General features: G+C 65.9%; 18 protein-coding genes. 9 read left to right on the forward strand and 9 right to left on the reverse strand.

The annotated features are described in order from the left end of the window. The first annotated feature begins 24 nt into the window (after window positions 1-24). Both LDZ27_RS16560 and LDZ27_RS16565 read left to right on the forward strand, forming a co-directional pair. Window positions 25-414, forward strand: a complete 390-nt coding sequence (locus LDZ27_RS16560; protein WP_244817064.1) for an MAPEG family protein — start codon at window positions 25-27, stop codon at window positions 412-414. 13 nt (window positions 415-427) lie between these two features. After that, the gene (locus tag LDZ27_RS16565; RefSeq protein ID WP_244817065.1) at window positions 428-1,111 is read left to right on the forward strand and encodes an alpha/beta hydrolase; all 684 of its coding nucleotides are present in this window, start codon (window positions 428-430) and stop codon (window positions 1,109-1,111) included. Here LDZ27_RS16565 and LDZ27_RS16570 read toward each other — a convergent pair. The 9 genes from LDZ27_RS16570 to cobA form a co-directional block, all read right to left on the reverse strand. Then, a complete protein-coding gene (locus LDZ27_RS16570) occupies window positions 1,108-3,102 on the reverse strand; it encodes a hybrid sensor histidine kinase/response regulator (RefSeq protein ID WP_244817066.1) in 1,995 nt (664 codons plus the stop codon). The two genes, LDZ27_RS16565 and LDZ27_RS16570, sit on opposite strands and share 4 nt — an antisense overlap. 261 nt (window positions 3,103-3,363) lie before the next feature. Further along, the gene (locus tag LDZ27_RS16575) at window positions 3,364-3,522 is read right to left on the reverse strand and encodes a hypothetical protein (protein WP_244817067.1); all 159 of its coding nucleotides are present in this window, start codon (window positions 3,520-3,522) and stop codon (window positions 3,364-3,366) included. Between the two features lie 141 nt (window positions 3,523-3,663). After that, complete coding sequence (locus LDZ27_RS16580) at window positions 3,664-6,768, reverse strand: Hsp70 family protein (RefSeq protein ID WP_370653437.1); 3,105 nt, start codon at window positions 6,766-6,768, stop codon at window positions 3,664-3,666. Continuing rightward, window positions 6,769-8,652, reverse strand: coding sequence for an Hsp70 family protein (locus LDZ27_RS16585; protein WP_244817068.1), 1,884 nt, complete (start codon window positions 8,650-8,652; stop codon window positions 6,769-6,771). Then, window positions 8,649-9,257 carry a DUF2760 domain-containing protein gene (locus LDZ27_RS16590; RefSeq protein WP_244817069.1) on the reverse strand — a complete coding sequence of 203 codons (609 nt, stop codon included), beginning with the start codon at window positions 9,255-9,257 and terminating at the stop codon, window positions 8,649-8,651. Before LDZ27_RS16590 ends, LDZ27_RS16585 begins: the two co-directional genes overlap by 4 nt. A 579-nt stretch (window positions 9,258-9,836) precedes the next feature. Then, the gene (locus tag LDZ27_RS16595) at window positions 9,837-10,322 is read right to left on the reverse strand and encodes an adenosine-specific kinase (RefSeq protein WP_244817070.1); all 486 of its coding nucleotides are present in this window, start codon (window positions 10,320-10,322) and stop codon (window positions 9,837-9,839) included. Between the two features lie 57 nt (window positions 10,323-10,379). Further along, a complete protein-coding gene (locus LDZ27_RS16600) occupies window positions 10,380-11,519 on the reverse strand; it encodes a CmpA/NrtA family ABC transporter substrate-binding protein (RefSeq protein ID WP_244817071.1) in 1,140 nt (379 codons plus the stop codon). Window positions 11,520-11,540: 21 nt separating this feature from the next. Next, a complete protein-coding gene (locus LDZ27_RS16605; RefSeq protein ID WP_244817072.1) occupies window positions 11,541-12,116 on the reverse strand; it encodes an ANTAR domain-containing response regulator in 576 nt (191 codons plus the stop codon). Window positions 12,117-12,237: 121 nt separating this feature from the next. Beyond that, window positions 12,238-13,014 (reverse strand): uroporphyrinogen-III C-methyltransferase, encoded by a 777-nt coding sequence (gene cobA, locus LDZ27_RS16610; protein WP_244817073.1) that lies wholly within the window; start codon window positions 13,012-13,014, stop codon window positions 12,238-12,240. 561 nt (window positions 13,015-13,575) lie between these two features. On the opposite strand from cobA, the gene LDZ27_RS16615 reads away from it, so the two are divergent. The 7 genes from LDZ27_RS16615 (at window position 13,576) to LDZ27_RS16645 (ending at window position 23,066) form a co-directional block, all read left to right on the forward strand. Next, entirely contained in the window at window positions 13,576-14,901 is a 1,326-nt protein-coding gene (locus tag LDZ27_RS16615; protein WP_244817074.1) for an MFS transporter, read from the forward strand. A gap of 14 nt (window positions 14,902-14,915) precedes the next feature. Then, window positions 14,916-17,456 (forward strand): nitrite reductase large subunit NirB, encoded by a 2,541-nt coding sequence (nirB, locus tag LDZ27_RS16620; protein ID WP_244817075.1) that lies wholly within the window; start codon window positions 14,916-14,918, stop codon window positions 17,454-17,456. A 16-nt stretch (window positions 17,457-17,472) separates the two neighbouring features. Beyond that, window positions 17,473-17,817: a nitrite reductase small subunit NirD gene (nirD, locus tag LDZ27_RS16625; protein WP_244817076.1), complete on the forward strand. Its 345-nt coding sequence runs from the start codon at window positions 17,473-17,475 to the stop codon at window positions 17,815-17,817. After that, the gene (locus tag LDZ27_RS16630) at window positions 17,814-19,076 is read left to right on the forward strand and encodes an NAD(P)/FAD-dependent oxidoreductase (RefSeq protein WP_244817077.1); all 1,263 of its coding nucleotides are present in this window, start codon (window positions 17,814-17,816) and stop codon (window positions 19,074-19,076) included. The genes nirD and LDZ27_RS16630 overlap by 4 nt, the downstream gene beginning before the upstream one ends. Window positions 19,077-19,093: 17 nt before the next feature. Continuing rightward, complete coding sequence (locus LDZ27_RS16635) at window positions 19,094-21,841, forward strand: nitrate reductase (protein ID WP_244817078.1); 2,748 nt, start codon at window positions 19,094-19,096, stop codon at window positions 21,839-21,841. A 442-nt stretch (window positions 21,842-22,283) separates the two neighbouring features. Beyond that, window positions 22,284-22,628 (forward strand): hypothetical protein, encoded by a 345-nt coding sequence (locus LDZ27_RS16640; protein ID WP_244817079.1) that lies wholly within the window; start codon window positions 22,284-22,286, stop codon window positions 22,626-22,628. A gap of 90 nt (window positions 22,629-22,718) precedes the next feature. After that, window positions 22,719-23,066: a hypothetical protein gene (locus tag LDZ27_RS16645; protein ID WP_244817080.1), complete on the forward strand. Its 348-nt coding sequence runs from the start codon at window positions 22,719-22,721 to the stop codon at window positions 23,064-23,066. Window positions 23,067-23,091 lie beyond the last annotated feature (25 nt).

Consider the following 23,091-nt stretch of genomic DNA (forward strand, 5'->3'; position numbering starts at 1 on the left):
CACGTATCAACCACAGGAGACGCGATGAGTTTCGAATTGACGATGCTGGCCTGGACGCTGGTTCTCGCGCTGGTGCAGGTTCTGCTGCCGGCGCTGCTGCGCAACCGCGAGACGGGCGTCAAGTACAACACCGGCCCGCGCGATGGCCCCGCGCCGCCGCCCGGCAAGCTCACCGGCCGTCTGATGCGCGCCCAGGCGAATCTCTTCGAAACGCTGCCGGTGTTCGCGGTGGCCGTGCTGATCGTGCATGTGAGCGGACGCGAGAACGCGCTCACGCACTATGGCGCGCTCGCTTACTTCGTCGCGCGCGTCGTCTATGTGCCGCTCTACGCGGCGGGCGTGCCGTTCCTGCGCTCGCTCGTGTGGCTGGTTTCCATCGTGGGCATCGTCCAGATGCTCGTTCCCATCATCTGAAAGAGGAGGACGCATGACCGATTCCCCGTCGAGCGTCGAAATCGAGACCGCGCCGGACCCCGAGTTCGCCGTCATTCTGATGCACGGCTTGGGCGCCGATGCCAACGACTTCGTACCGCTCGTGCCCGAACTGCGCCTCGCCGATGCGCCCGCCGTGCGCTTCGTGTTCCCGAACGCGCGCGAGATGGCGGTGACGGCGAACAACGGCTACGTGATGCGCGCGTGGTACGACATTCTGTCGTTCGAAGGCATCAACCGCAAGGTGGACGAAGCGGGCATCGAGGCGTCGGTGGCGCGCGTGCGCGAACTCATCGCCGAGCAGAACGCGCGCGGCATTCCGAGCGAGCGCATTTTCATCGCGGGCTTTTCGCAGGGCGGCGCGATGACGTATCACGCGGGACTCACGCATCCCGAGAAGCTCGCCGGGCTGATCGTGCTGTCGGGCTATATCCCGTCGAAAGGACTGATCGATGCATCGTTCAGCGAGGCGAACCGCACCACGCCGATCTTCGCGGCGCACGGCACCTTCGACGATGTGCTCGACGTGCGGCTCGGCGAAGACGCCAGCGAGTTCGCCCGCGAGCAGGGCTGCGAAGTGGACTGGCACGCGTATCCGATGGCGCACACCGTCTGCATGGAAGAAGTGGAGGCGTTGCGCGAGTGGTTCGGCGCGCGGCTCGCGGCGTCGGCGCGCTAGCCGCCGCTGATGAGCGAGACCATCGCCCGCCGCAACGCATCCGGGCTGACGGGCTTGCTCAGGACATCGTGCTCGCAGGCGAGCGGCACGATGGTCGCCGCCGGCTCGCCCGTCACGACGAGGCACGGGCACGCGCGCCCGAGCTTCGCCGCGCCGAGCATCGCGACTTCGCGGGCGGTCTTGAAATCGCGCAGGCGGTAGTCGGTGATGATGAAATCGGGAAAGCGCTCGATGGTCGCGAGAATGGCTTCGTATTCCTCGAAGGTCGCCGCCGATTCGTACAGCACGCCCCATTGCGACAGCAGCGCTTCGGTGGACGCGCGCACGAGACCGTCGTCCTCGACGAGCAGCACGTAGCGCCCGTTCAGTTGCGCGGCTTCCGCCGCCGCCGAGCGCGCGGGCGCGCGCGCGGACGGCTTGTCCGGCGACGGCCCGCACAGCGGCAATTCCAGCGAGAAACGCGAGCCGCGCCCCTCGGCGGATTTCAGCTCGATGCGGTGTTCGTCCAGCATCGACACGACCGCATTGACGATGGAAAGGCCAAGCCCGAGACCCTTATCGCGGTCCTGCTCCGGGTTGTCGAGCTGAAAGAACGGCTGGAAGATCGCGTCGAAGCAGTCGGCCGGAATGCCGATGCCGTTGTCCAGCACGTCGATGCGCGCGCGCGTCGGCGAGCGCACCACGCCGACGATCACCGTCGGCGTCGCGCTCTTGCCGGTATCCGCGTACTTGATCCCGTTCGACACCAGATTCGCGACCGCGCGGCCCAGCCAATGCGCGTCGCTGCGCACGCAGACGACATCGTCCTTCGGCAGCCGCAGCCGCAGATCGACGCCCCGGCTCGCGGCGAACGGGCGCAACTGCTCGGCCGCTTCCTCGACGATCTGCCGCACGTCGAAGACGTGATAGCGCGGCACGACGCGCCCCGATTCGAGACGCGACAGATCGAGCACCGCGTTCAGAAGGCGCGCGAGAATCACCGACGAACGCCCGCATTCGTTGATGAGCCGCTCGGCCTGCGCGAACTCGCCGTTACGAATGGCTTCGGCGGCGGCCTGGAGGAAGAGGTTCAGCGCATGCATCGGCTGGCGCAGGTCGTGCGTCGCGGCGGCGAGAAAGTTGGATTTCTCGCGGCTCGCGCTCTGCGCGGCGAGCATCTGCTGCTCGCGCAGCGCGAGCAGCGCGTTGGTCTTCGTCTCGAGGTCGCGCTTCGAGCTTTCCAGTTCGCGGTTCTTGCGTTCGAGCGAGCCGTTGGCGGCGCGCAGTTCGTCGTTGAGCGAGGCGAGCGCGCGTTCGGCCAAATATCGCTCGCGCGACACGCGCTCGGCATGCGCGCACACGCCATGACCGACGACGACCACGTTGAACATATAGAACAGCCCCGCGAAGAAGTCCTCGGGATTGAGCAGGCGCACCGTGATTTGCAGAAAGACGACCGAGGCCATCGTGATGACACCGACCGTCAGCGCGACGCGCGAGCGCAGATAAAAGAAGCTGAACTGGAAGAACAGCGCGAGATAGAGGCCGATGAAGTACTGCGTGTAGTTGTACGGCGCGGGCGTGATCGCGACCATCGTCAGGATGAGGCACAGCAAGCCGTAGATGCCGGTGACGATGACGCGGTGCGCCGTCGCATGCGAGCGGAACGAAGGCCGCAGCACGAGAAAGCCGACGCAGATCAGGAGCGCGACGCCCGCGAAGCGCAGCGCGAGGATATCCGCGAGACGCACGTTGAGCGCCTTGTTGCCGCGCACGAAGCTGAAGTCCCACCACAGAAAGCACGTCCAGATGACGAGCGCGAGCAGGGCCGACGCGCGCCTGAACGCGCAAAAACGCTGGCTGTGATCTTCGAGAAACTGCGCTTCCAGCGCGGAATCCGCGAACGGCGCGGGAATCGAGAGATTGCGCACGAGGCTCGCGCCCGCCTCGCGCGCGGACGCGGAAAGAATGCCTGGCGTGCGCACGGTAGCGGCGCGTGGCGGGACGGCCATCGTCGGATGTCGGGTTCGAAAGCGGTAGCTTCGCGGGTTAACTACTTTAGGTCACGCCCGCTCTTTCGTAGCGGCTTTTTTGGGCGTGGCGCCGTTCGGTGCGGCAAAGCATGCTGATTTGGCGGTTCCGGCGGGCGCGAGGAAGCATCGCCGAAGGAGATGAGCGCGAACGGCGGACGTGCATCGCATACGGCCGCCGTGTCGAAGGAAAGCCACAACCGTTGCCCCGCGCGAAGAAGCGCGGTTGGCTTCGACGCGCCGTCAGGCTTTTTGCTTGGCCTTCGTCGTCCGCTTGCCGACGCTCGTTTCCTTCGCGCCTGCGGACTTCGCGGGGGACGCCTTCGTGCCGGCGGTTTTCTTGCGGCTCGACATTTCCGTTTCTGCGGGATGGCTCGCCTGAGCCTTGCGTGGGGACGGCATGATGACCTCCTTCGGTATCGATGAGTGTCGAAGCGACACACTGATAACCATAGGATGCGGGTAGCCGCTATTCAAGCGATGCCCCGCCCGCGCGCGCCGGAACGCTTCTGACAGCGAATCATTCCGGCGCACCGCCCGCGCTCATCCGATGAGCTTGAGTCCGGCGGGCAGCGTCTCGCCGAAGACGCGGCCTTCGTCGGCGCGATCGAGCGCGACGGTCTCGCGCACCATCGCGATCCACGACTGCGCCGCGCCCATCGTCGAGAGACGCTCGATGACAGCGGCGCGCACGTCGTCGCCGATATCGCGCGAGCGGTCGCCCGTCATGCGCGCGATCTGCACCGCTGCGAAAGCCGCCGGCTCGACCTTCTTCCAGTCGAGCGCGAGGATCGCATCGAGCCAGTTCGCGGCGATGTCGGGCGGCACGACGCCGTGCGCGCTGCCGTAGAACGGCTGCCGCGCGCCGATGCGTCCGACCGCCCACCAGCTTTGCAGGTTCTCGGACGGCTTCTTGAGGCGCGTGAGCAGCCATTCGCCGACCTCGATCTTGCGTTCCACCGGCACGCGTTCGAGTGATGCCGCGAGCCGCACCATGTCTTCGTAGCCCGCGCGCGCCGCGCCCGCCGCGCGCCGGTAGCGGCTCGTGCCGGGCGGTTGCAGCACGAAGGCCATGTCGTCGAGCAGGCGCAGTTGCGCGGCTTCATCGAGACCGCCTGCCGCGCGGCGCCAGAGCGTCCACCATTCCGACCAGATCTGGCTTTCGTTGACGTACTGGATACCCTGATCGAAGAGCGTCCACAACTGTTCGACGCGCCATTCGTCGAGCGGATGCCCGAAGCCCGGACGCATGCAGTAGCCCGCGAGATTGAGCCACAGACGCTCGTGATCGGCGGTGCGGCGGCGCTTTTTCGCGCGGTCCCAGAACGCGCCGAAGAGCTCGCGCAAAACCGCGATGTCCCACGTATCGCGTGCGCCGAGCGCGTGTTCGAGTTGCGCGCGCAGCCGCTTGACTTCCTTCGGGCCGACGTCCTGCGCGCGCGTGCCGAAGGTCCGGTCGATGAGTTCCAGCGCTTTCGGCAGCCCCGGATGCGTCCCGCCGACAGCGGCATCGGCCCTCGGTTCGTCGCGGCGCAGCTGGAATTCGAGAAGCCAGCGCTTCGAAGGATCGTCGGTGGCGATGCAGTGCATCTCCAGCGTGCCGATTTCCGTGAGCGATGTCGTCAACTGCACCGGCGTCTCGCGCGGCTTGCCGGCACTCGCGCTCGGGCTTGCGATCGCACTCGCTTCGCCGCGCGGATCGACGACGGTGGCAATCGGCGGCAGCCGCACGAAGTCGCCCGCCGATGCGCTCACATCGGCGATTTCCCCCGCCTTGTACGCGGTGTCCGCGACCGACGAGACGAGGTGAAAGCGCACCGGCGAGCCGAGGCGAAGCGCGAAAGTGCGGTCGGCGAGATGGATCGCCTGGCCTTCCTCGGTGCCGCGCGGCAGGACGCAGACGCCGCGCGTGGCGTCGCCGTCTTCGTCGAGCAGGAGGAAGTAGCTGCGTGCCGAGCCGCCGCCGATCTTCGGCGCGTGACCCGCGCGCGCGAGCGCATAGGCGACTGCGCCGCGCGCGACGGCGACGTCGGGGTTGTCGTTGGCGAGCACTTTGACCGGCTCGCCGCGCCAGTTGCCGAGCGTATCGGCGATGCGTCGCGCGAGCGGGGCCGCGCGAAAGACGCCGCCGTTGAGGAGCAGCGTGTCGGGGACGGGGAGGGTGGCGTTGGCGGTGTCTGCGGTGCCGGGCGGGTTGCCCGCTTCAGTCTGGCGCGGGTCGGCGCCGGACGTTGCTGACGCGGCGTCGCGCGGGCGCGCGCGGGCCGTCGCGTCGCGCACATTGGCATCGCGCACATTGGCATCGCGCACATTGGCATCGCGCACATTGGCATCGCGCACATTGGCGTCGCGCGCTTCGATGCTGCCCGCTTCGATGCTTCGCGCCGCCACGTTCTCGCGGTCGCGCGTTGCTGCACCGCCTTCGCCCGTTCGGACCGCGCCCAACGCCTTGCGCGCCTGCGTCGCATGCTGCGCGAGAAACGCCGCGACGTGCCGCGTGATGGCCGGATCGCTCGCATACGGCAGCCCGAATTCGACGATGCCGCCGCGCGCCCGCCCCGGTCTCTCGCTCTCCGACACGCGCGGAAAGAATCCTTCGACGATGATCCGCTCGATCTCCTCGCGCGTCACATCGGCGGAACGCGCGCCGCCGATCAGCTTCGAGCCCGCGCCGAGCAGCGTGATCGACGCCGATCCGGGCGCGCGTTCGCCGAGCAAATGTTCCTTGGCCGCGCGGCATCGCTCGACGAGCTGCGACAGCCGCGACGCGGAGAGCCGCCCGTCGCCGCCCGCGAGCCGCGCTTCGACGAGATGCGCGAGCGCGAGGTCCATGTTGTCGCCGCCGAGCATCAGATGATTGCCGACGCCGATGCGCGTGAGGCGCGGCTCGCCGCCGTCTGCGTCCATCTCGACCTGGATCAGCGTGAGATCGGTCGTGCCGCCGCCGACATCGCAGATGAGCACGAGACGTGTGCCCGCGAGTTCGCCGGCGAGCGTCTCGCGGTGATGAAACAGCCAGTCGTAGAACGCGGCCTGCGGTTCCTCCAGCAGGCGCAACGCGGCGAGGCCCGCCATGCGCGCCGCTTCGAGCGTGAGGGCGCGCGCGCCTTCGTCGAACGAGGCGGGCACCGTCAGCACGAGATCCTGCGTTTCGAGCGGCGCATCCGGAAAGCGCGCATTCCACGCCGCGCGCACATGCGCGAGATAGCTCGCGCTCGCCGCGACCGGCGAAACCTTCGCGACGTCGGCGCTCCCGCCCCACGGAAGAATCGGCGCGACGCGATCCACCGACGCATGCGAGAGCCAGCTTTTAGCGCTCGACACGAGCCGCCCCGGAACATTCGCGCCGAGCGTGCGCGCGAAATGGCCGATGACCGCGGCGGGTTCGTCGCGTCCGGCCGACTCGTCCGTCGACGTCCACGGCAGCGTCACATCGCCCGGCGCGAGTTCACCCGGCGCGGGGTGATACCGCAGCGACGGCAAGAGCGATTGCGCCGCCACTTCGCCCGGACCGACGAGCTGCTCGACCGGAAACACGCGGATATCGTTCGACCCGGCCTCGGCATAAGCGACGACGGTGTTGCTCGTCCCGAGGTCGATGCCGACGCGATACCGCGCGCCCGGCGCCTTCTTCTTGCGCGTCGGCACTTACAGGCCCGCGCCGTGATCCGCGCTCGCGACGCCGCGCACGTCGAACTCGACCTTCCAGCGCTCCTGCGACGCGCGCGGCACCGCTTCGAGTTCGAGCGTGCCCGCTTCGGTCACGCGCGCATGCAGCTTGACCGGCACGACTTCGCCGGGCGTGCGGCCTTCGGACGGCAGCGACGCTTCGATCTCCTCGAGTTCCTGCAGTTCGTCCGGCTGCCAGTAATCGAGCAGCGTGCCGACCTGATCCTGCCGACGCACCGACGAGCCGAAAAAGCGGAAATGCACCGGCTCCCCGACGACCAGCCCGAATTCCTGCGCGGGCAACGCGGCCTCGGTGCCTTCTTCCATGCCGAACGGCGCGACGCACAGCGCCTGCACGGGCGGCTCCAGTCCCGGCACGGCGGGCATTGCGGATTCGACCGCCACGTAGTACGCCCGCGCCGTGCCGCCGCGAATCCGCACGCCCTTGCCGCGACGAACGTAGCCGTAATACGCCGCGCCGCGCGCCACCGCGAGATCGAGGTCCGCGCCTTCGAGCAGACGCGCGGCGGGCGCGTTCTCGGCGGCGAGCCACGCATTGAGCGTCGACATCACGCGCTCGACCAGCAAATGCGACTTGAAGACGCCGCCATTGAAGAGCACGGCGGTCGGGTGCAGCAGCGTCGCGCCTTGCGGTGCTTCGTGCCGCAAGCCTTCCACTTCGGCGAGCGCGTTCACTTGCCGGCCGAGGAACGCGGCGAGGTGCCGCGTGACGGCGGCATCCTGCGCGTAGGGCAGACCGAGCTGCGTCAGGCCGACGCGCGCACGCGTGACGGGGCGCGCGGAGGCATCGACCTGAGGGAAGAAGCCTTCGAGCAGAATCCGCGTGAGTTCGGCGCGCGTGAGTTCCGTGCGCAGCGATCCGCCGATCAGCTTCGAGCCGCGGCTCGGCACGACGAGCGGCACGGTATCGACGGTCGGATCGGACAACAGCATTTCCTTGGCCGACCGGCACGCGTAAGTGAGCGCGCGCAATTGCCACGGATCGGGCTGCGTGCCCTGCGTCGCGAGCTTGCGCGCGACGATGTGCGCGAGCGCGAGGTCCATGTTGTCGCCGCCGAGCAGGATGTGCTCGCCGACGGCCACGCGATGCAGTTCCAGATTGCCTTCGCGCTCGACCACCGCGATGAGCGAAAGGTCGGTCGTGCCGCCGCCGACATCGACGACCAGAATCACGTCGCTTACTCTCACCTGCTTGCGCCAGCCGCCAGCGGACTTCTGAATCCAGCTATACAGCGCGGCCTGCGGCTCCTCGAGCAGCGTCATGCGCGCGTAGCCGGCTTGCGCGGCGGCTTCGGCCGTGAGTTCGCGGGCGGCGGGATCGAAGGAAGCGGGAATCGTCACGGTGACGTCCTGCTGATCGAACGGCGCGTCCGGATGCGCGTGGTTCCAGGCTTCGCGCAAGTGCGTCAGATAGCGCACGGAGCTTTCGAGCGGCGAGACGCGCTCGACTTCCTCGGGCGCATCGGCGGGAAGGATGGCCGCGCGCCGGTCCACGCCCGGATGACACAGCCAGCTTTTCGCGCTGGACACGAGGCGAATGGGCGTGCCCGCGCCCCGGCTGCGCGCGAGTTCGCCGACGATGAACGGGCGATCCTGCGTCCACGGCAGCGTGAGATCGCCGGGCGCGAGTTCGTTCGGATGCGGCAAATAGAGAAACGACGGCAGGAGCTCGCGCTCTTCCGCCGCGCCGGGCGCGGTGAGTTGCGCGATCGACAACACGCCTTGCGCGGTCTTTTCGCCGTCGCTCGCGGACATGTCCACGTAGGACAGCGCGCAATGCGTCGTGCCGAGATCGACGCCGATGGAGAAGCGCGCCGGGTTCTGATCGTGGTAATCGCTCATAGCTCCACCTCGGCGGGCGCGACGATGCTCGCGTCATGCGACTGCGCGAGCTTCGGCAGGCGCGTGTCTTCGACCTTCCACCCGCGATGGCTGATGCTTCCGTTGAACGGCGGCTTGCCGACGACATTGCCGGTCAGACGCACGGCGCTCGCATCGAAGCCGTCGGGCAGCGTGATGCGGCTGCCTTCGGCTTCGCTGCGCACCGGTTTGATCGTGAAGTGCTCGCGCAGCACGGCGCGGCAGCCGTCGTGCACGAGGCGGGCGGCCGCGCCGATATCGGCGTCGCTGTAATTGGCGATGTCCTCTTCGACGAAATCGATGAAGCGCGCATCGCGCTGGAGAAGGCCGAGCAATTGCAGCGCGGCGACCGGGCTGGTTTCCTTGAGCGCCGACGGCGCGGGCGCGATGGGCGCGGCGGCGGGCACGGGTCTCTCGGGCGCTTGAGGCGTTCGAGGCGTTTCGGGCGTCGGAGACGCTTCCGGCGCATGAGGCGCTTCGCGCAGACGCTGCACGCGGCCAGCAAAGGCGCTGTTGCCCAGGATGCCGAAGAAGGCGCCGAAGGCAATGGACAGCCTGCCGAAAAAGGACGGATTCATGTCGGTCATAAGCGTTTGCTCCTGATTCTTGTTAGCCGCGCCGAAGGACGACCCTATCCTCGGGCGGCGTGTGGCCGTGTTCGGTGGCGCATCGGCGGGAATGGAGCCGACGAGCCGATTGCCGGGATTGCATGCCGTGCGGCGGCGCGCCTCGCATCGTGGCCGACGCGCGCATGCGAGCGACGTTCCCGCCGCATCCCGATATTGTCCATGATGTTGCACATCCAGCGGGAAAACGCCTTCGCGGACGGCTCATGCGCGCGTCGGCATGCGAAGCGCGAGGGGCAGGAGGCTTCGCTCGACGCGGCTTTCGCGGATGCGCGCTAAGCGGGAATCGGCGCGCCGCAAAAGGCCCCGCTTTCGCGGCGGGGCCTCATTCTCGCGATTTGCGTCGGCAAGTCAAGGCGCTGCGGGCGTGCTGCGGCTTTGGGCGGCCATTCACGCGCGCAAGACTCGGGACTCGCGACGGATCGCCAGCGCTTCTCGATCCGCGACAGCGCTCGCACGCGCCGAAAGCACGCCATCCAGCAGCCGAAACCCGACCGCCTTGCGCGACCCGGCTGAGGGACGCATCCACAAGCGGCAGCGTCAAGCCTTATACCCGATCTTGCGCAGCAGATCCTTCCGCCAGCGCACATCCTCGTCGCCTTCGATGCCGAGCGGCGGCATGCCATCCACCACGCCGATGATTCCGCGCCCCTGATCCGTCTGGGCGACGAGCACCTGCGTCGGATTCGCCGTCGCGCAAAACACGCGGCAGACCTCGGGCACGGCTTTCACCGCATTGAGCACGTTCACGGGAAAAAAGCCGTCCCCGAGCACGATGATGAAGCTATGCCCCGCGCCGATGTTGAGCGCATTGCGCGCGGCCAGCTCGACGAGGGCTTCGTCGGTGCCGGAAATGCGCACGAGCCGCTTGCCCGACGCCTCGCAGAACGCGAGCCCGAAGCGGATGCCCGGCACCGCGCCGACGAGCGTCTCGTGCAGGTCTTCGACGGTCTTGATGAAATGCGACTGGCCGAGGATGAAATTAGTCTCCTCGGGCTTTTCCACGGCGATCCCGATCAACTGCATGGCGAGCCTCCGTTGCAAGGGCGCAGGGTTGCAACGGTAATGGTAGGCGCTCGCGCGTCATGCGTGGATGTCGAACGACGCGAGATAGGCATTCGCGTCCGTGCCGTCCCACACGCGCGCGTCGCAGAAGGTCGCGGTGCGGCGCTCGTCCGGCACGTCCACGCTCGACGCCTGCGCCGCCTGTCTGTAGAGCGCCGCCTGATTGACGGCCGAGGCCTCGCGCCACGCTTCGGCTGCGGCATCCGGCGCGGCAGGGAGCATGCCCCAGCGGCGATACTGCGTGATGAACCAGACGCCATCCGATACGCGCGGATAGTTCACCGCGCCGCCGTCGAAGAAGCGCACGGGCGGCGCGCCATCCGTGGCGACGAGCCGCGCTTCGATCAGCCCGCGTGGCACGCCGAGCAGTTCCGGCGACGCGAGCGCCTCTGCAATCTCCACGCGATGCTCGCGCGCATCGACCCACGCGCAGGCGTCGAGCAACGTCTGCACCAGCGCGCGTGCCGTAGTCGGATACAGCGCGACGAAATCGCGCCGGCAAGCGAGCACTTTCTCCGGATGATCCGGCCAGATTTCGCTCGTATGAACCACCGTGCGGCCCGCGCCGCGCGCGTGTGCAACCGCGTGCCACGGCTCGCCCGCGCAGAAGCCGTCGAGCGTGCCTTCGACGAGCGCATCGGCCATGCGCGGCGGCTGAATGACCACGCTTCGCACGTCGGAGAGCGGATGCACGCCGTTTGCCGCAAGCCAGTAGTAGAGCCACATGGCATGCGTGCCCGTCGGGAAGGTCTGCGCGATGACGGGCGTCCTTCCGAGCGAGGCGAGCGCGTCTTTCACGCTCGCGCCGCGTTCAATGGCATCGGCGAGGGCATTCGACAGCGTGATGGCCTGTCCGTTGCGGTTGAGCACCATCAGCACGGCCATGTCCGCCTGCGGCCCGCCGATGCCGAGTTGTACGCCATAGACGAGGCCGTACAGCGCGTGCGCGGCGTCGAGTTCGCCCGAGAGCAGCTTGTCGCGCACGGCCGCCCACGAGGACTGGCGGCACAGTTCGATCGTGATTCCGTGACGCCGCCCGAGGTCGCGCAGCGCGGCGGCGGCGAGCGGCGCGGCGTCCGACAGCGCGACGAAGCCGACGCGCACATGTGTACGTTCTGGCGTTGGTGCGGGAGAGGAAGGCGAGTCGGATGAATTCATGGCGTGTTCGTCAAAGCTCAACTAGCGCAGCAAATCGGCAAGCGAAAGCAACTGGCGCGCGATCTCCGCGACTTTCGCGCCCTGATCCATCGCGCGCTTGCGCAGCGTGGCGTAGGCGTCGTTTTCGGAAAGACCGCGCCGCTCCATCAGAAGACGCTTCGCGCGGTCGATGACCTTGCGTTCCGCGAGTTCGTTCTCCACTTGCGCGAGCCGCTTGCGCAACTGCGTCTCGTGCGCGAAACGCGCGAGCGCGACTTCGATGATCGGCGCGAGACGTTCGGGCGCGAGGCCTTCGACCGAATACGCGGTCACGCCCGCGCCGACGGCCGCGCGGATGAACTGCTGGTCGGCGTCGTTGCTGAACATCAGCACCGGGCGCGGCGCGGCGCGGTTCATCACCGCGAGTTGTTCGAGCGTGTCGCGCGAAGGGGAATCGGTATCGATGATGACGACATCCGGCTTCCGGCTTTCGACCGCCGCGTGCAGCGCAGCAGGCGCGGCGACTTCGGCGAGCATCTCGTAGCCGAGACGCGCGAGCTTGTCGCGCAGATCGCCGATGGGCTTGTCGGTGTCGGTGACGAGAAGAACGCGGAGCATCGTATTGCTTGTTTCGCCTTGAGCGGGGAATCGGTTCGTTGGACTTTAACGCGCCAGGCAACGCGCGAAAACCTGGCCGAATGGCATAGGCGGCTTCCTATACGATCTCAGCCTCCGCACGTCACGCCGCATGCGCGAAGCCGCGTTCGCCATGCGCCGCGCGCTGCATTGCTTCGCCGATCGCGCCGCCGACGAAAATCACCGCCGGACTTTCGAGACCTGCCGCGCCTGCATCGGCGGCAAGACGATCGAGCGTCGTGACGAGACGCCTCTCGCCGGGCGATCCGGCATGCTGCACGACTGCTGCGGGCGTGCTCGCGGGCAGCGCTTCGGAGAGCGACGCCGCGATGCCCGCGATGCGGCTCATGCCCATGTAGATGGCGAGCGTCATGCCCGTGGCGGCGAGCGCGCGCCAGTCCGGTTCGCCGTGATCCTGCCTGTGCGCGGTGACGAAGGTCACGCCCTGACAATGATCGCGATGCGTGAGCGAGATGCCGAGTCCCGCCGCCGCCGCGAATCCCGACGAGACGCCGTTCACGATATCGACCGCAATCCGCGCCTCGCGCAGCGCCGCGATTTCCTCGCCCGCGCGTCCGAACAGCAAAGCGTCGCCGCCCTTCACGCGCACGACATGCAGCCCGAGCCGTGCATAGCGCTGCATGAGGCGTTGAATGAACGCTTGCGGCGTGGACTTGCAGCCGCCGCGCTTGCCGACGCGAATCACGCGTGCGTGCGGCGCGAGCGTGACGATGTCGGGATTCGCGAGATCGTCGAGGAGCACGATGTCCGCGGCGGCGAGCGCTTTCGCGGCGCGGATCGTCAGTAGATCGAGATCGCCGGGGCCTGCGCTCAGAAGCGTGACCTTGCCTTGCGGCGTCGTCGCATTGAGGGTGTTCATCGTCGAGTCCTGTGTTTCGGGTGTGGAGCGGATCGGCGCGGCGAACGCAAGAAGCGCCCGCTCGTGCCGCGCACGAGGGACGCCATTGTCCGCGTTTCGAAACCACGTCCTGTTCCATGCATGCATCGAGCGCCGTTGCCCGAGTCGCGCTGACTACTGCAATAAGCGGGCCATTTGCGCGCGATACAGCGCACCGATCGAACAGGCCCGCGCAGCATCAGGCTCACACGGTACGTCGGGGCATGAAGGAGAACGCGAACGCACGCGATCAGTGCTGCGTCGCACCATCGCTGTGCCGGGCTGCATCGAAACGCGACGAAGAGCGCGTGCCTGCATGCGGTGCGCGCATCGCGGTGAGCCTTGCGCTGCAAGCCTTGTCAGCCGATGCATTGCGCATGGCATAGGCCTTGCCTTATGTCTTGCCATCGGATCAACGGCGATCCGTCCTGACTAAAGCGCCCGGCGGACTTGAATCCAAGCGGGCATCGGACAACGGCGTCCCCTGCATTTGGCTCACTGGCCGGATGCGCGGGACGCCTTTCTTTTTTCGCGGAAAAGACGATGGACAAAGCCACAAGAATCGATCTCTTCAGCATGCGCAGCGCGCCGATGCGTGCCTTCCATCTCACGTGGATGGCGTTCTTCGTGTGCTTCTTCGCGTGGTTCGCGTGCGCGCCGCTGATGCCGCTCATCAAGCGCGAATATGGCCTCGATGCGGACCAGATCGCGAACATCAACATCGCGGCGGTGGCCGTGACCATTCTCGTGCGGCTCGTCGTCGGACCCATGTGCGACCGCTTCGGCCCGCGCAAGGTCTATAGCGCGCTGCTCTTCGCGGGCGCGTTTCCGGTGATCGGCGCGGCGCTTTCCACGGGCTACGACAGCTTTCTGTGGTGCCGCCTCGCCATCGGCGCGGTCGGCGCGAGCTTCGTCATCACGCAGTACCACACGTCGGTGATGTTCGCGCCGAACGTCGTCGGCACCGCGAACGCGACGACAGCGGGCTGGGGCAACGCAGGCGCGGGCGCGGCGCAGGCCATCGTGCCGCTCATCGTTGCGGCAGCCATCGCGCTCGGCGCGGGCGACGCATCGGCATGGCGTATCGCGTTGCTCGTGCCGGGTATCGCGATGCCCGTCATGGCCTTGTTTTACTGGCGTTTCACGCAGGATTGTCCGCAAGGCGACTTCGCGCAGCTGCGTCGCGCTGGCATCGCAATCGATGGCGGCAAGAAGGGCGGCTGGCAGAGCTTCGTCACCGCATGCGCGAACTATCGCGTGTGGATGCTCTTCGTGACCTATGGCGCGTGCTTCGGCGTCGAAGTGTTCATTCACAACATCGCGGCCGTGTATTACGTCGACCGCTTCAACCTCACGCTCGGCGAAGCGGGCATGGCGGCAGGCAGCTTCGGTCTGCTCGCGCTCTTCGCACGCGCGCTCGGCGGCTATCTCTCCGATAAAGCCGCCGCAAAAAAAGGCCTCGACGTGCGCGCGACGCTGCTCTTCGTGCTGATCGCGGGCGAAGGCATCGGCCTCTATGCATTCGCGCATGCGGGCAGCGTGACGCTCGCCATCATCGCGATGCTGGCCTTCGGTCTCTTCACGCACATGGCATGCGGCGCGACCTATGCGCTCGTCCCGTTCATCGACCGCAAGGCGCTCGGCGGCGTGGCGGGCGTGATCGGCGCGGGCGGCAATGTCGGCGCGGTGGCCGCGGGCCTTCTGATGAAAGGCGTCGGCAGCGTGCAGCAGACGCTCTCGCTGTTGGGCGTGCTCGTCGCGGGCACGGCGCTGTGCGCAATCGCGGTGCGCTTCTCCCCCGAACACAAGGCTCGCGAAGCCGCGCTGCGCGATAGCGCGCTTGCAGTCAACAACGGCGTTGCCAACTGAGGAAGGTCCCTGTCATGAAAATTGTCGTCATCGGTCACGGCATGGTGAGCCACAAGTTCCTCGAATATCTCGCAGAAAGCGGCCATCGAGCGCTCGACGTCACGGTTCTGTGCGAGGAATCGCGCGCGGCTTACGATCGCGTGCATCTGTCGGAGTTCTTCGCGGGGAAGTCGGCGCAAGCGCTGTCGCTCGTCGAAGAAGGCTTCTTCGAGCGCTCGGGCTATGCGCTCAGGCTCAATGCGAGAGCCGTCGCCATCGACCGCGCCGCGCGCATCGTCACCACATCCACGGGTGAAACGCTTGGCTACGACAAGCTCGTCATCGCGACAGGCTCGTATCCGTTCGTGCCGTCCGTCGATGGTAAGGATCGCGAAGGATGTTTCGTGTATCGCACGATCGACGATCTCGAAGCGATGCAAGCCTTCGGTGCGCGCGCGAAGATCGGCGCCGTGGTCGGCGGCGGCCTGCTCGGTCTCGAAGCGGCGAAGGCGCTGCGCGACATGGGATTGCAGACGCATGTCGTCGAATTCGCGCCGCGCCTCATGGCCGTGCAAGTGGACGAAGGCGGCGGGCGCGTATTGCGCAGCAAGATCGAGGCGCTCGGCGTCAGCGTGCATACGAACCGCAACACCCTTGCCATCGTCGATGGAGAAGGCGCCGCGAACCGCATGATGTTCGCGGACGGCAATCATCTCGACACGGACATGATCGTGTTCTCGGCGGGCATCCGTCCGCGCGACGACATCGCGCGTGCCGCGGGGCTCGAGATCGGCGCGCGCGGTGGCATCGTCATCGACGACACATGCCGCACGAGCGATGCCGACATCTTCGCCATCGGCGAATGCGCGCTGTGGAAGGGGCAGTCGTTCGGGCTCGTGGCACCCGGCTACGACATGGCGCGCATCGTCGCGAAGCAGTTGCTCGGCATCGAAGCCGCATTCACTGGCGCGGACATGAGCACGAAGCTCAAGCTGATGGGCGTGGACGTGGCGAGCATCGGCGATGCACACGGCAAGACGCCGGGCAGCCATTCGTATCAGTTCAGCGACGAGCGCAAGCAGGTGTACAAGAAGCTCGTCGTGTCGGAGTGCGGCAAGTATCTGCTCGGCGCCGTGATGATCGGCGATGCAGCCGAATACGGCACGCTCCTTCAGATGATGTTGAATGGCATCGAACTGCCGGAAGCGCCGGAATTCTTGATCCTTCCGCAAAGCGACGGGCGCGCGAAGCCCACGCTCGGCGTCGAAGCGCTGCCGGATGCGGCGCAAATCTGTTCGTGCAACAACGTGAGCAAGGCCGATATCTGCGCGGCCGTATGCGCGGGCGCAACGAGCATCGGCGCGGTGAAGAGCGCATGCAAGGCGGGCGCGTCGTGCGGCGGCTGCGTGCCGCTCGTCACGCAGGTGATGAAGTCGGAGATGCAGCGCCAGGGCCTCGCGGTCAACAACCATCTCTGCGAACACTTCGCGTATTCGCGCCAGGCGCTGTACCACATTGCGCGCGTGGAAGGGCATCGCACGTTTGCGTCCTTGCTCGCGAAGCACGGCAAGGGGCGAGGCTGCGATATCTGCAAGCCGGCGGTCGCGAACATTCTCGCATCGTGCTGGAACGAGTTCGTGCTGAAGAAGGAACACGCGAGCCTGCAGGATTCCAACGACTACTACCTCGCGAACATTCAGCGCGACGGCACGTACTCCGTCGTGCCGCGCATGCCCGGCGGCGAAGTGACGCCCGATGGACTCATCGCCGTCGGACAGATCGCGAAGAAGTACGGCCTCTACACGAAGATCACGGGCGGGCAGCGCGTCGACATGTTCGGCGCACGCGTCGAGCAATTGCCGCTCATCTGGGAAGAACTGATCGCAGCGGGCTTCGAATCCGGTCATGCGTATGGCAAGGCGCTGCGCACGGTGAAGTCGTGCGTCGGTTCGACGTGGTGCCGCTATGGCGTCGGCGATTCCGTCGGCCTCGCGGTTAAGCTCGAGAACCGCTACAAGGGCCTGCGAACGCCGCACAAGATCAAGTTCGGCGTATCGGGCTGCACGCGCGAGTGCGCCGAAGCGCAAGGCAAGGACATCGGCGTGATCGCGACGGAAAAGGGCTGGAATCTCTACGTCTGCGGCAACGGCGGCATGAAGCCGCGTCACGCGGAACTGCTCGCATCCGATCTCGATGAAGCGACGCTCGTGCGCTACATCGATCGCTTCCTCATGTTCTATGTCCGCACCGCGGACCGCCTGCAACGCACGAGCGTATGGCGCGACAACCTCGAAGGCGGCCTCGATTATCTGATCGATGTGGTCCTCAACGACAAGCTCCATATCGCGCGCGAACTCGAAGCGGAGATGCAGCTCGTCGTCGATACCTACGAGGACGAATGGAAGAAGGCCGTCACCGATCCGCAAACGCGCAAGCGCTTCCGTCACTTCGTCAACAGCGACAGCAACGACGATAACGTGAGCTTCGTCGAAGAGCGCGGGCAGATTCGGCCTGCCACGCCGCAAGAACGCAAGACGAGGCGCATCGATATTCCCGTAGTCGTCGAAACCGCTTGAACGAGAGGAGCTAAGGATGAACGATCGCATCGAACTCGACTGGACCCCCGTTTGCCATCTCGACGATATCGTCCCTGACACCGGCGTTTGCGCGCTCGTCAACGGCGCACAAGTAGCGGTCTTTCATGTGGCGGGCGAATCCGAGACCGTGTATGCCATCGACAACTTCGATCCGCATTCGCAGGCAGCCGTGCTGTCGCGAGGCATCGTCGGCAGTCTCGGCCAGCGGATCGTCGTCGCGTCGCCCATCTACAAGCAGCACTTCGATCTGCGCACGGGGGAATGTCTTGAAGCGCCGGAGCGTTCGGTGAGTGCGTATCGCGCGCGCGTGGCGGGCGGCAAGGTGTGGATCGAGGCATGAGAACCGAATATGCGCTCGCGGCTTGCGCTGGCACGGCTCGCGTCGCGAAGCAAAGGCTCGTCGTGATAGGCAACGGCATGGCGGGCATGCGAACGGTCGAAGAGCTGCTCGCGATTGCGCCCGAACTCTACGACATCACCGTGTTCGGCGCGGAGCCTCACGGCAACTACAACCGCATCCTGCTCTCGCCGGTGCTCGCGGGCGAAAAGAGCATGGACGACATCATCATCAATACGCGCGACTGGTACGACGCGAACGGCATCACGCTGCATGCTGGCGATGCCGTCGTCGAAATCGATCGTGCGCGGCGCATCGTGCGTTCGGAGAAAGGCGTTCAGGCGCGCTACGATCGTTTGCTGATCGCAACAGGCTCGACGCCGTTCATCATCCCCGTTCCCGGCTGCGATCTCCTCGGCGTAATCGCATTCAGAGATATCGAGGATGTCGAAACGATGATCGCATCGGCGCGCGATCATCGTCATGCGGTCATCATCGGCGGTGGCTTGCTCGGTCTCGAAGCGGCCAACGGCTTGCAGCGGCAGGGCATGTCGGTGACGGTGGTGCATGCAAGCGACAGCCTGATGGACCGGCAACTGGATGCAAGCGCCTCCGCGCTGCTCAAGCGTTCTCTCGAAGAGAAAGGCCTGCGCTTCGCGATGGCGGCGCAGACGACGCACATCGTCGGCGAAGATCGCGTGCGGGCCGTGCGCTTCGCGGACGGCAGCGAGATAGAAGCGGATCTCGTCGTGATGACGGCGGGCGTGCGCCCGAACATCGCGCTCGCTAGAGACGCCGGTCTGCATTGCGAGCGCGCGATCGTCGTCGACGACACGCTCCAGACCTTCGATCCGCGCGTCTATGCAGTGGGCGAATGCGTCCAGCATCGCTCGGCCACGTTCGGGCTCGTTGCGCCCATCTGGGATCAGGCGCGCGTTGCGGGCGCGCATCTCGCGGGCGCGGGACATCGCCGCTATGTGCAACGCGCAACGGCGACGAAACTCAAAGTGACAGGCGTCGACCTGTATTCCGCGGGCGATTTCATCGGCGGCGACGATAGCGAAGACATCGTATTGCGCGATTCGCGGCGCGGCGTCTACAAGCGTCTCGTGCTGCGCGGCGGCCGCGTGATCGGTGCCGTGCTTTACGGCGATGTGAAAGACGGCGCGTGGTACTTCGATCTGATTCAGAACCGCACGGACGTATCGCACTTGCGCGGACGACTGTTGTTCGGCAAGTCGCTTTGCGAAGCAGCCGCGTGAAGCAGAGACATAGACGCATGAATATGAAAGCAGGCATCCCGATCATCCCGAGCGAGCCGTCGAGCGTCCGCACGACGTGCCCTTATTGCGGCGTGGGCTGCGGCGTCAAGGCGACGCCACGCATGCCCGCTGACGTTGTCATAGAAGGCGACGAAGCGCATCCGTCCAACTTCGGGCGCCTGTGCGTGAAGGGTTCGGCGCTCGGCGAAACAGTGGGCCTCGAAGGGCGCTTGCTGAGTCCGAAGCTGCGAGACAGGACAACGGGCGCGCTAGCCGATGTTTCATGGGCCGATGCAATAGGCACCGTCGCGAGCGGCTTTACGCGCATCGTCGCGGAACACGGCCCCGATGCCGTGGCGTTCTATGTGTCGGGCCAGCTGCTGACCGAGGACTACTACGTCGCGAACAAGCTGATGAAGGGCTATATCGGCAGCGCGAACATCGATACGAACTCGCGGCTGTGCATGTCGTCGTCGGTCGCGGGACACAAGCGCGCATTCGGCGAAGACATCGTGCCGGTGAACTATGAAGACCTCGAACTCGCGGACCTCATCGTGCTCGTTGGATCGAATACGGCATGGTGTCATCCGATCCTCTTTCAGCGCATCGTCAAGATGAAGGAGACGCGGCCCGATGCGAAGATCGTCGTGATCGATCCGCGTCATACGGCGACGTGCGAGATGGCGGACCTGCATCTGCCGCTCAAGCCCGGCAGCGACGTGCGGCTCTTCAACGGTCTGTTCGCGTTTCTCGCAGAGCAGGGCGCAACGGACTGCGCATTCGTCGATGCCCACACGCGCGGATACGCCGCCGCGCTCGCCGCAGCCGCGCCTGGCGATATGGCGCGAGTCGCAAGGGATTGCAAGCTCGACGTAGATGAACTGCTGGCGTTCTATCGCCTCTTCGCAAGCACCGAGCGCGTGGTCACGGTGTACTCGCAAGGCGTGAACCAGTCGAGCGCGGGCAGCGACAAGGTGAACAGCATCATCAACTGCCATCTTTCGACGGGGCGCATCGGCAAGCCGGGCATGGGGCCGTTTTCCTTCACTGGCCAGCCCAATGCAATGGGCGGGCGCGAAGTCGGCGGGCTTGCGAACACGCTCGCGGCGCATCTCGAACTCGACCACGCGCATCATCGCGAAATCGTGCAGACGTTCTGGGCATCGCCGCGAATGGCCGCGCGTGCGGGGCTAAAGGCCGTCGAACTCTTCGATGCAATCGAGAGCGGGCGCGTGAAAGCCGTCTGGATCATGGGGACGAACCCGGTCGTGAGCCTGCCCGACAGCGACCGTGCGAAGCGTGCGCTCGAGAAGTGCGAACTGGTCGTCGTGTCGGACATCGTCGAGAAGACGGATACCAATGCGTTCGCGCACGTGCTGTTGCCCGCGCTCGGCTGGGGCGAGAAGGACGGCACCGTGACGAACTCCGAGCGACGTATTTCGCGGCAGCGTGCCTTTTTGCCGACGCCGGGACGGGCGCGCGCGGACTGGCGCATCATCTGCGATGTCGCGCGCCGCATGGGTTTCGATGGCTTCGAATTCGAGAGCGCGCACGAGATCTTCGACGAACATGCGCGTCTGTCCGCCTATCGCAACGACGACGTAACGGGCGTGCATCGTATATTTCATATCGGCGGTTTGAGCGGGCTGGATCGCGCGCAGTACGACGCAATGGAGCCTGTGCAATGGCCGCTTCGCGCGAGAAGCGAGCGCGGCACGGCACGTCTTTTCGAAGCGCGACGCTTCAGTCACGCCGATGCCCGCGCGCGTTTTATAGCAACGGTACCGCGCGCGCCTGTGAACGCGCCGGATGCGGACTATCCGCTCGTGCTCAATACAGGCCGCGTGCGCGACCATTGGCACACGATGACGCGCACGGGCCGTTCCGCGAAGCTCGCGGCTCATATCAGCGAATCGTTCATCGACATGCATCCGCAAGATGCGCTTGCATGCGGCGTGCGCGAAGGCGAGCTTGCACGCATCACGAGCCGCTGGGGTTCGATGATCGCGCGCGTGCAACACGGCGGCGGCATGCCGCGCGGCAGCGTGTTCGTGCCGATTCACTGGAACGACCAGGTGGCATCCGATGCGCGCGTGGGCGCGCTGGTGAATCCCGCCGTCGATCCTGTGTCGGGCGAACCGGAGTTCAAGCACACGCCGGTTGCCGTCGACAAGTTTCATGTGACATGGCATGGCTTTTCGCTATCGCGCCAAGCGCCCGCGCTGGACACCGTCACGCACTGGACGCGCGTGCATGGCGCTCGCTTCGTGCACTATGAACTCGCGGGACGCAATCGCTTCGATGCGTCGCACGACGATCATCGCGCGTGGGCGCGTTCCCTCTTTCAACTCGACGATCCACGTGCCGACTGGATCGAATACGAGGACAAGAGTGCGGGTATATATCGCGCGGCGCATGTGCTCGACGATCGCATCGAGAGTTGCGTCTTCGTCTCCGAGCGGCCCGATTTGCCCGCACGCGCGTGGCTTGCGAGCCTCTTCGACAAGGAGCGCCTAAACGACGAAGACCGTGCGAGCCTTCTGCTAGGTCAGCCGATGGGACGAAGCGAAGATACGGGGCCGACCGTGTGTTCGTGTTTCGGCGTAGGCCGCAATACCATCTGCAGCGCGATCCGCGACAAAGGCCTCACGACGGCCGCCGAAATCACCGCATGCGTGAAGGCGGGCGGGAATTGCGGGTCGTGCGTGCCAGAACTCAGGAAACTCATTGTCGAAACCGAAATGACGCGGCTCGCCACAACCTGATTCGTCGATAAAAACCTCTGGAAACAAGGCGCTTTCGGGCTCGCTGCAGCCCGAATGAGCGCTCTCCAACTATTCCTCTCATGTTTCGGCGCGACGTGCGCCCGAATGTTGTCTCGCCCACGAAGAGCGTGGCGCGTCTTCCGTACAGTCACCTCAAAACACAGGCACACGATCGTTACGACAGGCCTGGGAAACATCATCGAAAAGGTGATACGGGGATTGCCATGAAGAACGCACACCGACCATATAGAGCGGCAGGCCGCCGCCTCTACGACCGCTCGCCGGTCCGCACCATACCCCATACATTGCGCGCACCGCTACGCCGCCCGTACGGCTGACGTGCGTCGTTCGTATAGCTAAATAAAACATTAATTGCTGTACCTGCTGCATGACGGCGTCCATGCAGCAGGGCCGACCACGCACGCCAATCGGGAGACTCATCATGCAACGCAAACTGATCGCTGCTGTTCTTTCGCTTGTTTCCGTGACCGCCTTTGCAACGGGCACGAACTCGAGTTCCAGTTCGACTTCGGGTGGTAACACGTCCGCAGCCGTATATGGCTTCGGCGCATTCACCGCAACGAACGCGGGCGCCGCCAATGGCCATGCGTCGTCCAATGCCGGTTCGGGTTTCGGCTCGACGGGCAACACGACCAACGCGACGACCGGCCATATCAACACGTCGTCGGTGGCAGGCAAGGGCTTCGGCGGTTCGTCGGCAACGGGGCTTTCCGGCGCAGATGCCGCCGCGAATGCGTGGAGCAAGCTCGGCGGCGGCTGGCGTTAAGCGTTCGCACGCAACGCTGCCTCATTCAAACCTACGTGTCGAAGAAAAAGCCGAAAGCTAATCTAAACTGATAGATAAGGAATCCATATCATGAAGCGCATTGTGATCGCTGCTGCATTGCTCTCGATCGTCTCGGCCGCTGCGATGGCCACGACGACCACCTCCACCTCCAGCTCCACGTCGGGCGGCTCGACGTCCGCATCCGTGTCGGGTTTCGGCCGCTTCACCGCGACCGACTACGGCGTTTCCAACGGCAACGCGCAGGCGCTCGCCGGCGGCGCTTTCGGCTCGACGGGCAATCTCACGAACGCGACGACGAGCCACAGCAATACGTCGACGGTCGGCGGCTTCGGCCACGGCACGTCGCAAGCGGGCGGCACGTCGGGCGCCGACGCAGCCGCGAACGCATGGAGCAAGCTGGGCGGCGGGTGGCGCTAAGCGCGTCGGCGTCAACCATAAAAAA

The sequence above is a fragment of the Caballeronia sp. Lep1P3 genome (assembly GCF_022879595.1).
GTDB lineage: Bacteria > Pseudomonadota > Gammaproteobacteria > Burkholderiales > Burkholderiaceae > Caballeronia.

What these genes read in the sequence shown, in the direction of transcription:
- LDZ27_RS16570 (WP_244817066.1), bottom strand. Translation starts at nt 3,102, where the DNA reads ATGGCCGTCCCGCCACGCGCCGCTACCGTGCGCACGCCAGGCATTCTT.
- LDZ27_RS16630 (WP_244817077.1), top strand. Translation starts at nt 17,814, where the DNA reads ATGAGAACCGAATATGCGCTCGCGGCTTGCGCTGGCACGGCTCGCGTC.
- LDZ27_RS16585 (WP_244817068.1), bottom strand. Translation starts at nt 8,652, where the DNA reads ATGAGCGATTACCACGATCAGAACCCGGCGCGCTTCTCCATCGGCGTC.
- LDZ27_RS16575 (WP_244817067.1), bottom strand. Translation starts at nt 3,522, where the DNA reads ATGCCGTCCCCACGCAAGGCTCAGGCGAGCCATCCCGCAGAAACGGAA.
- LDZ27_RS16645 (WP_244817080.1), top strand. Translation starts at nt 22,719, where the DNA reads ATGAAGCGCATTGTGATCGCTGCTGCATTGCTCTCGATCGTCTCGGCC.
- LDZ27_RS16615 (WP_244817074.1), top strand. Translation starts at nt 13,576, where the DNA reads ATGGACAAAGCCACAAGAATCGATCTCTTCAGCATGCGCAGCGCGCCG.
- LDZ27_RS16635 (WP_244817078.1), top strand. Translation starts at nt 19,094, where the DNA reads ATGAATATGAAAGCAGGCATCCCGATCATCCCGAGCGAGCCGTCGAGC.
- LDZ27_RS16595 (WP_244817070.1), bottom strand. Translation starts at nt 10,322, where the DNA reads ATGCAGTTGATCGGGATCGCCGTGGAAAAGCCCGAGGAGACTAATTTC.
- LDZ27_RS16590 (WP_244817069.1), bottom strand. Translation starts at nt 9,257, where the DNA reads ATGACCGACATGAATCCGTCCTTTTTCGGCAGGCTGTCCATTGCCTTC.
- nirB (WP_244817075.1), top strand. Translation starts at nt 14,916, where the DNA reads ATGAAAATTGTCGTCATCGGTCACGGCATGGTGAGCCACAAGTTCCTC.
- LDZ27_RS16640 (WP_244817079.1), top strand. Translation starts at nt 22,284, where the DNA reads ATGCAACGCAAACTGATCGCTGCTGTTCTTTCGCTTGTTTCCGTGACC.
- cobA (WP_244817073.1), bottom strand. Translation starts at nt 13,014, where the DNA reads ATGAACACCCTCAATGCGACGACGCCGCAAGGCAAGGTCACGCTTCTG.
- LDZ27_RS16600 (WP_244817071.1), bottom strand. Translation starts at nt 11,519, where the DNA reads ATGAATTCATCCGACTCGCCTTCCTCTCCCGCACCAACGCCAGAACGT.
- LDZ27_RS16560 (WP_244817064.1), top strand. Translation starts at nt 25, where the DNA reads ATGAGTTTCGAATTGACGATGCTGGCCTGGACGCTGGTTCTCGCGCTG.
- LDZ27_RS16565 (WP_244817065.1), top strand. Translation starts at nt 428, where the DNA reads ATGACCGATTCCCCGTCGAGCGTCGAAATCGAGACCGCGCCGGACCCC.
- LDZ27_RS16605 (WP_244817072.1), bottom strand. Translation starts at nt 12,116, where the DNA reads ATGCTCCGCGTTCTTCTCGTCACCGACACCGACAAGCCCATCGGCGAT.
- nirD (WP_244817076.1), top strand. Translation starts at nt 17,473, where the DNA reads ATGAACGATCGCATCGAACTCGACTGGACCCCCGTTTGCCATCTCGAC.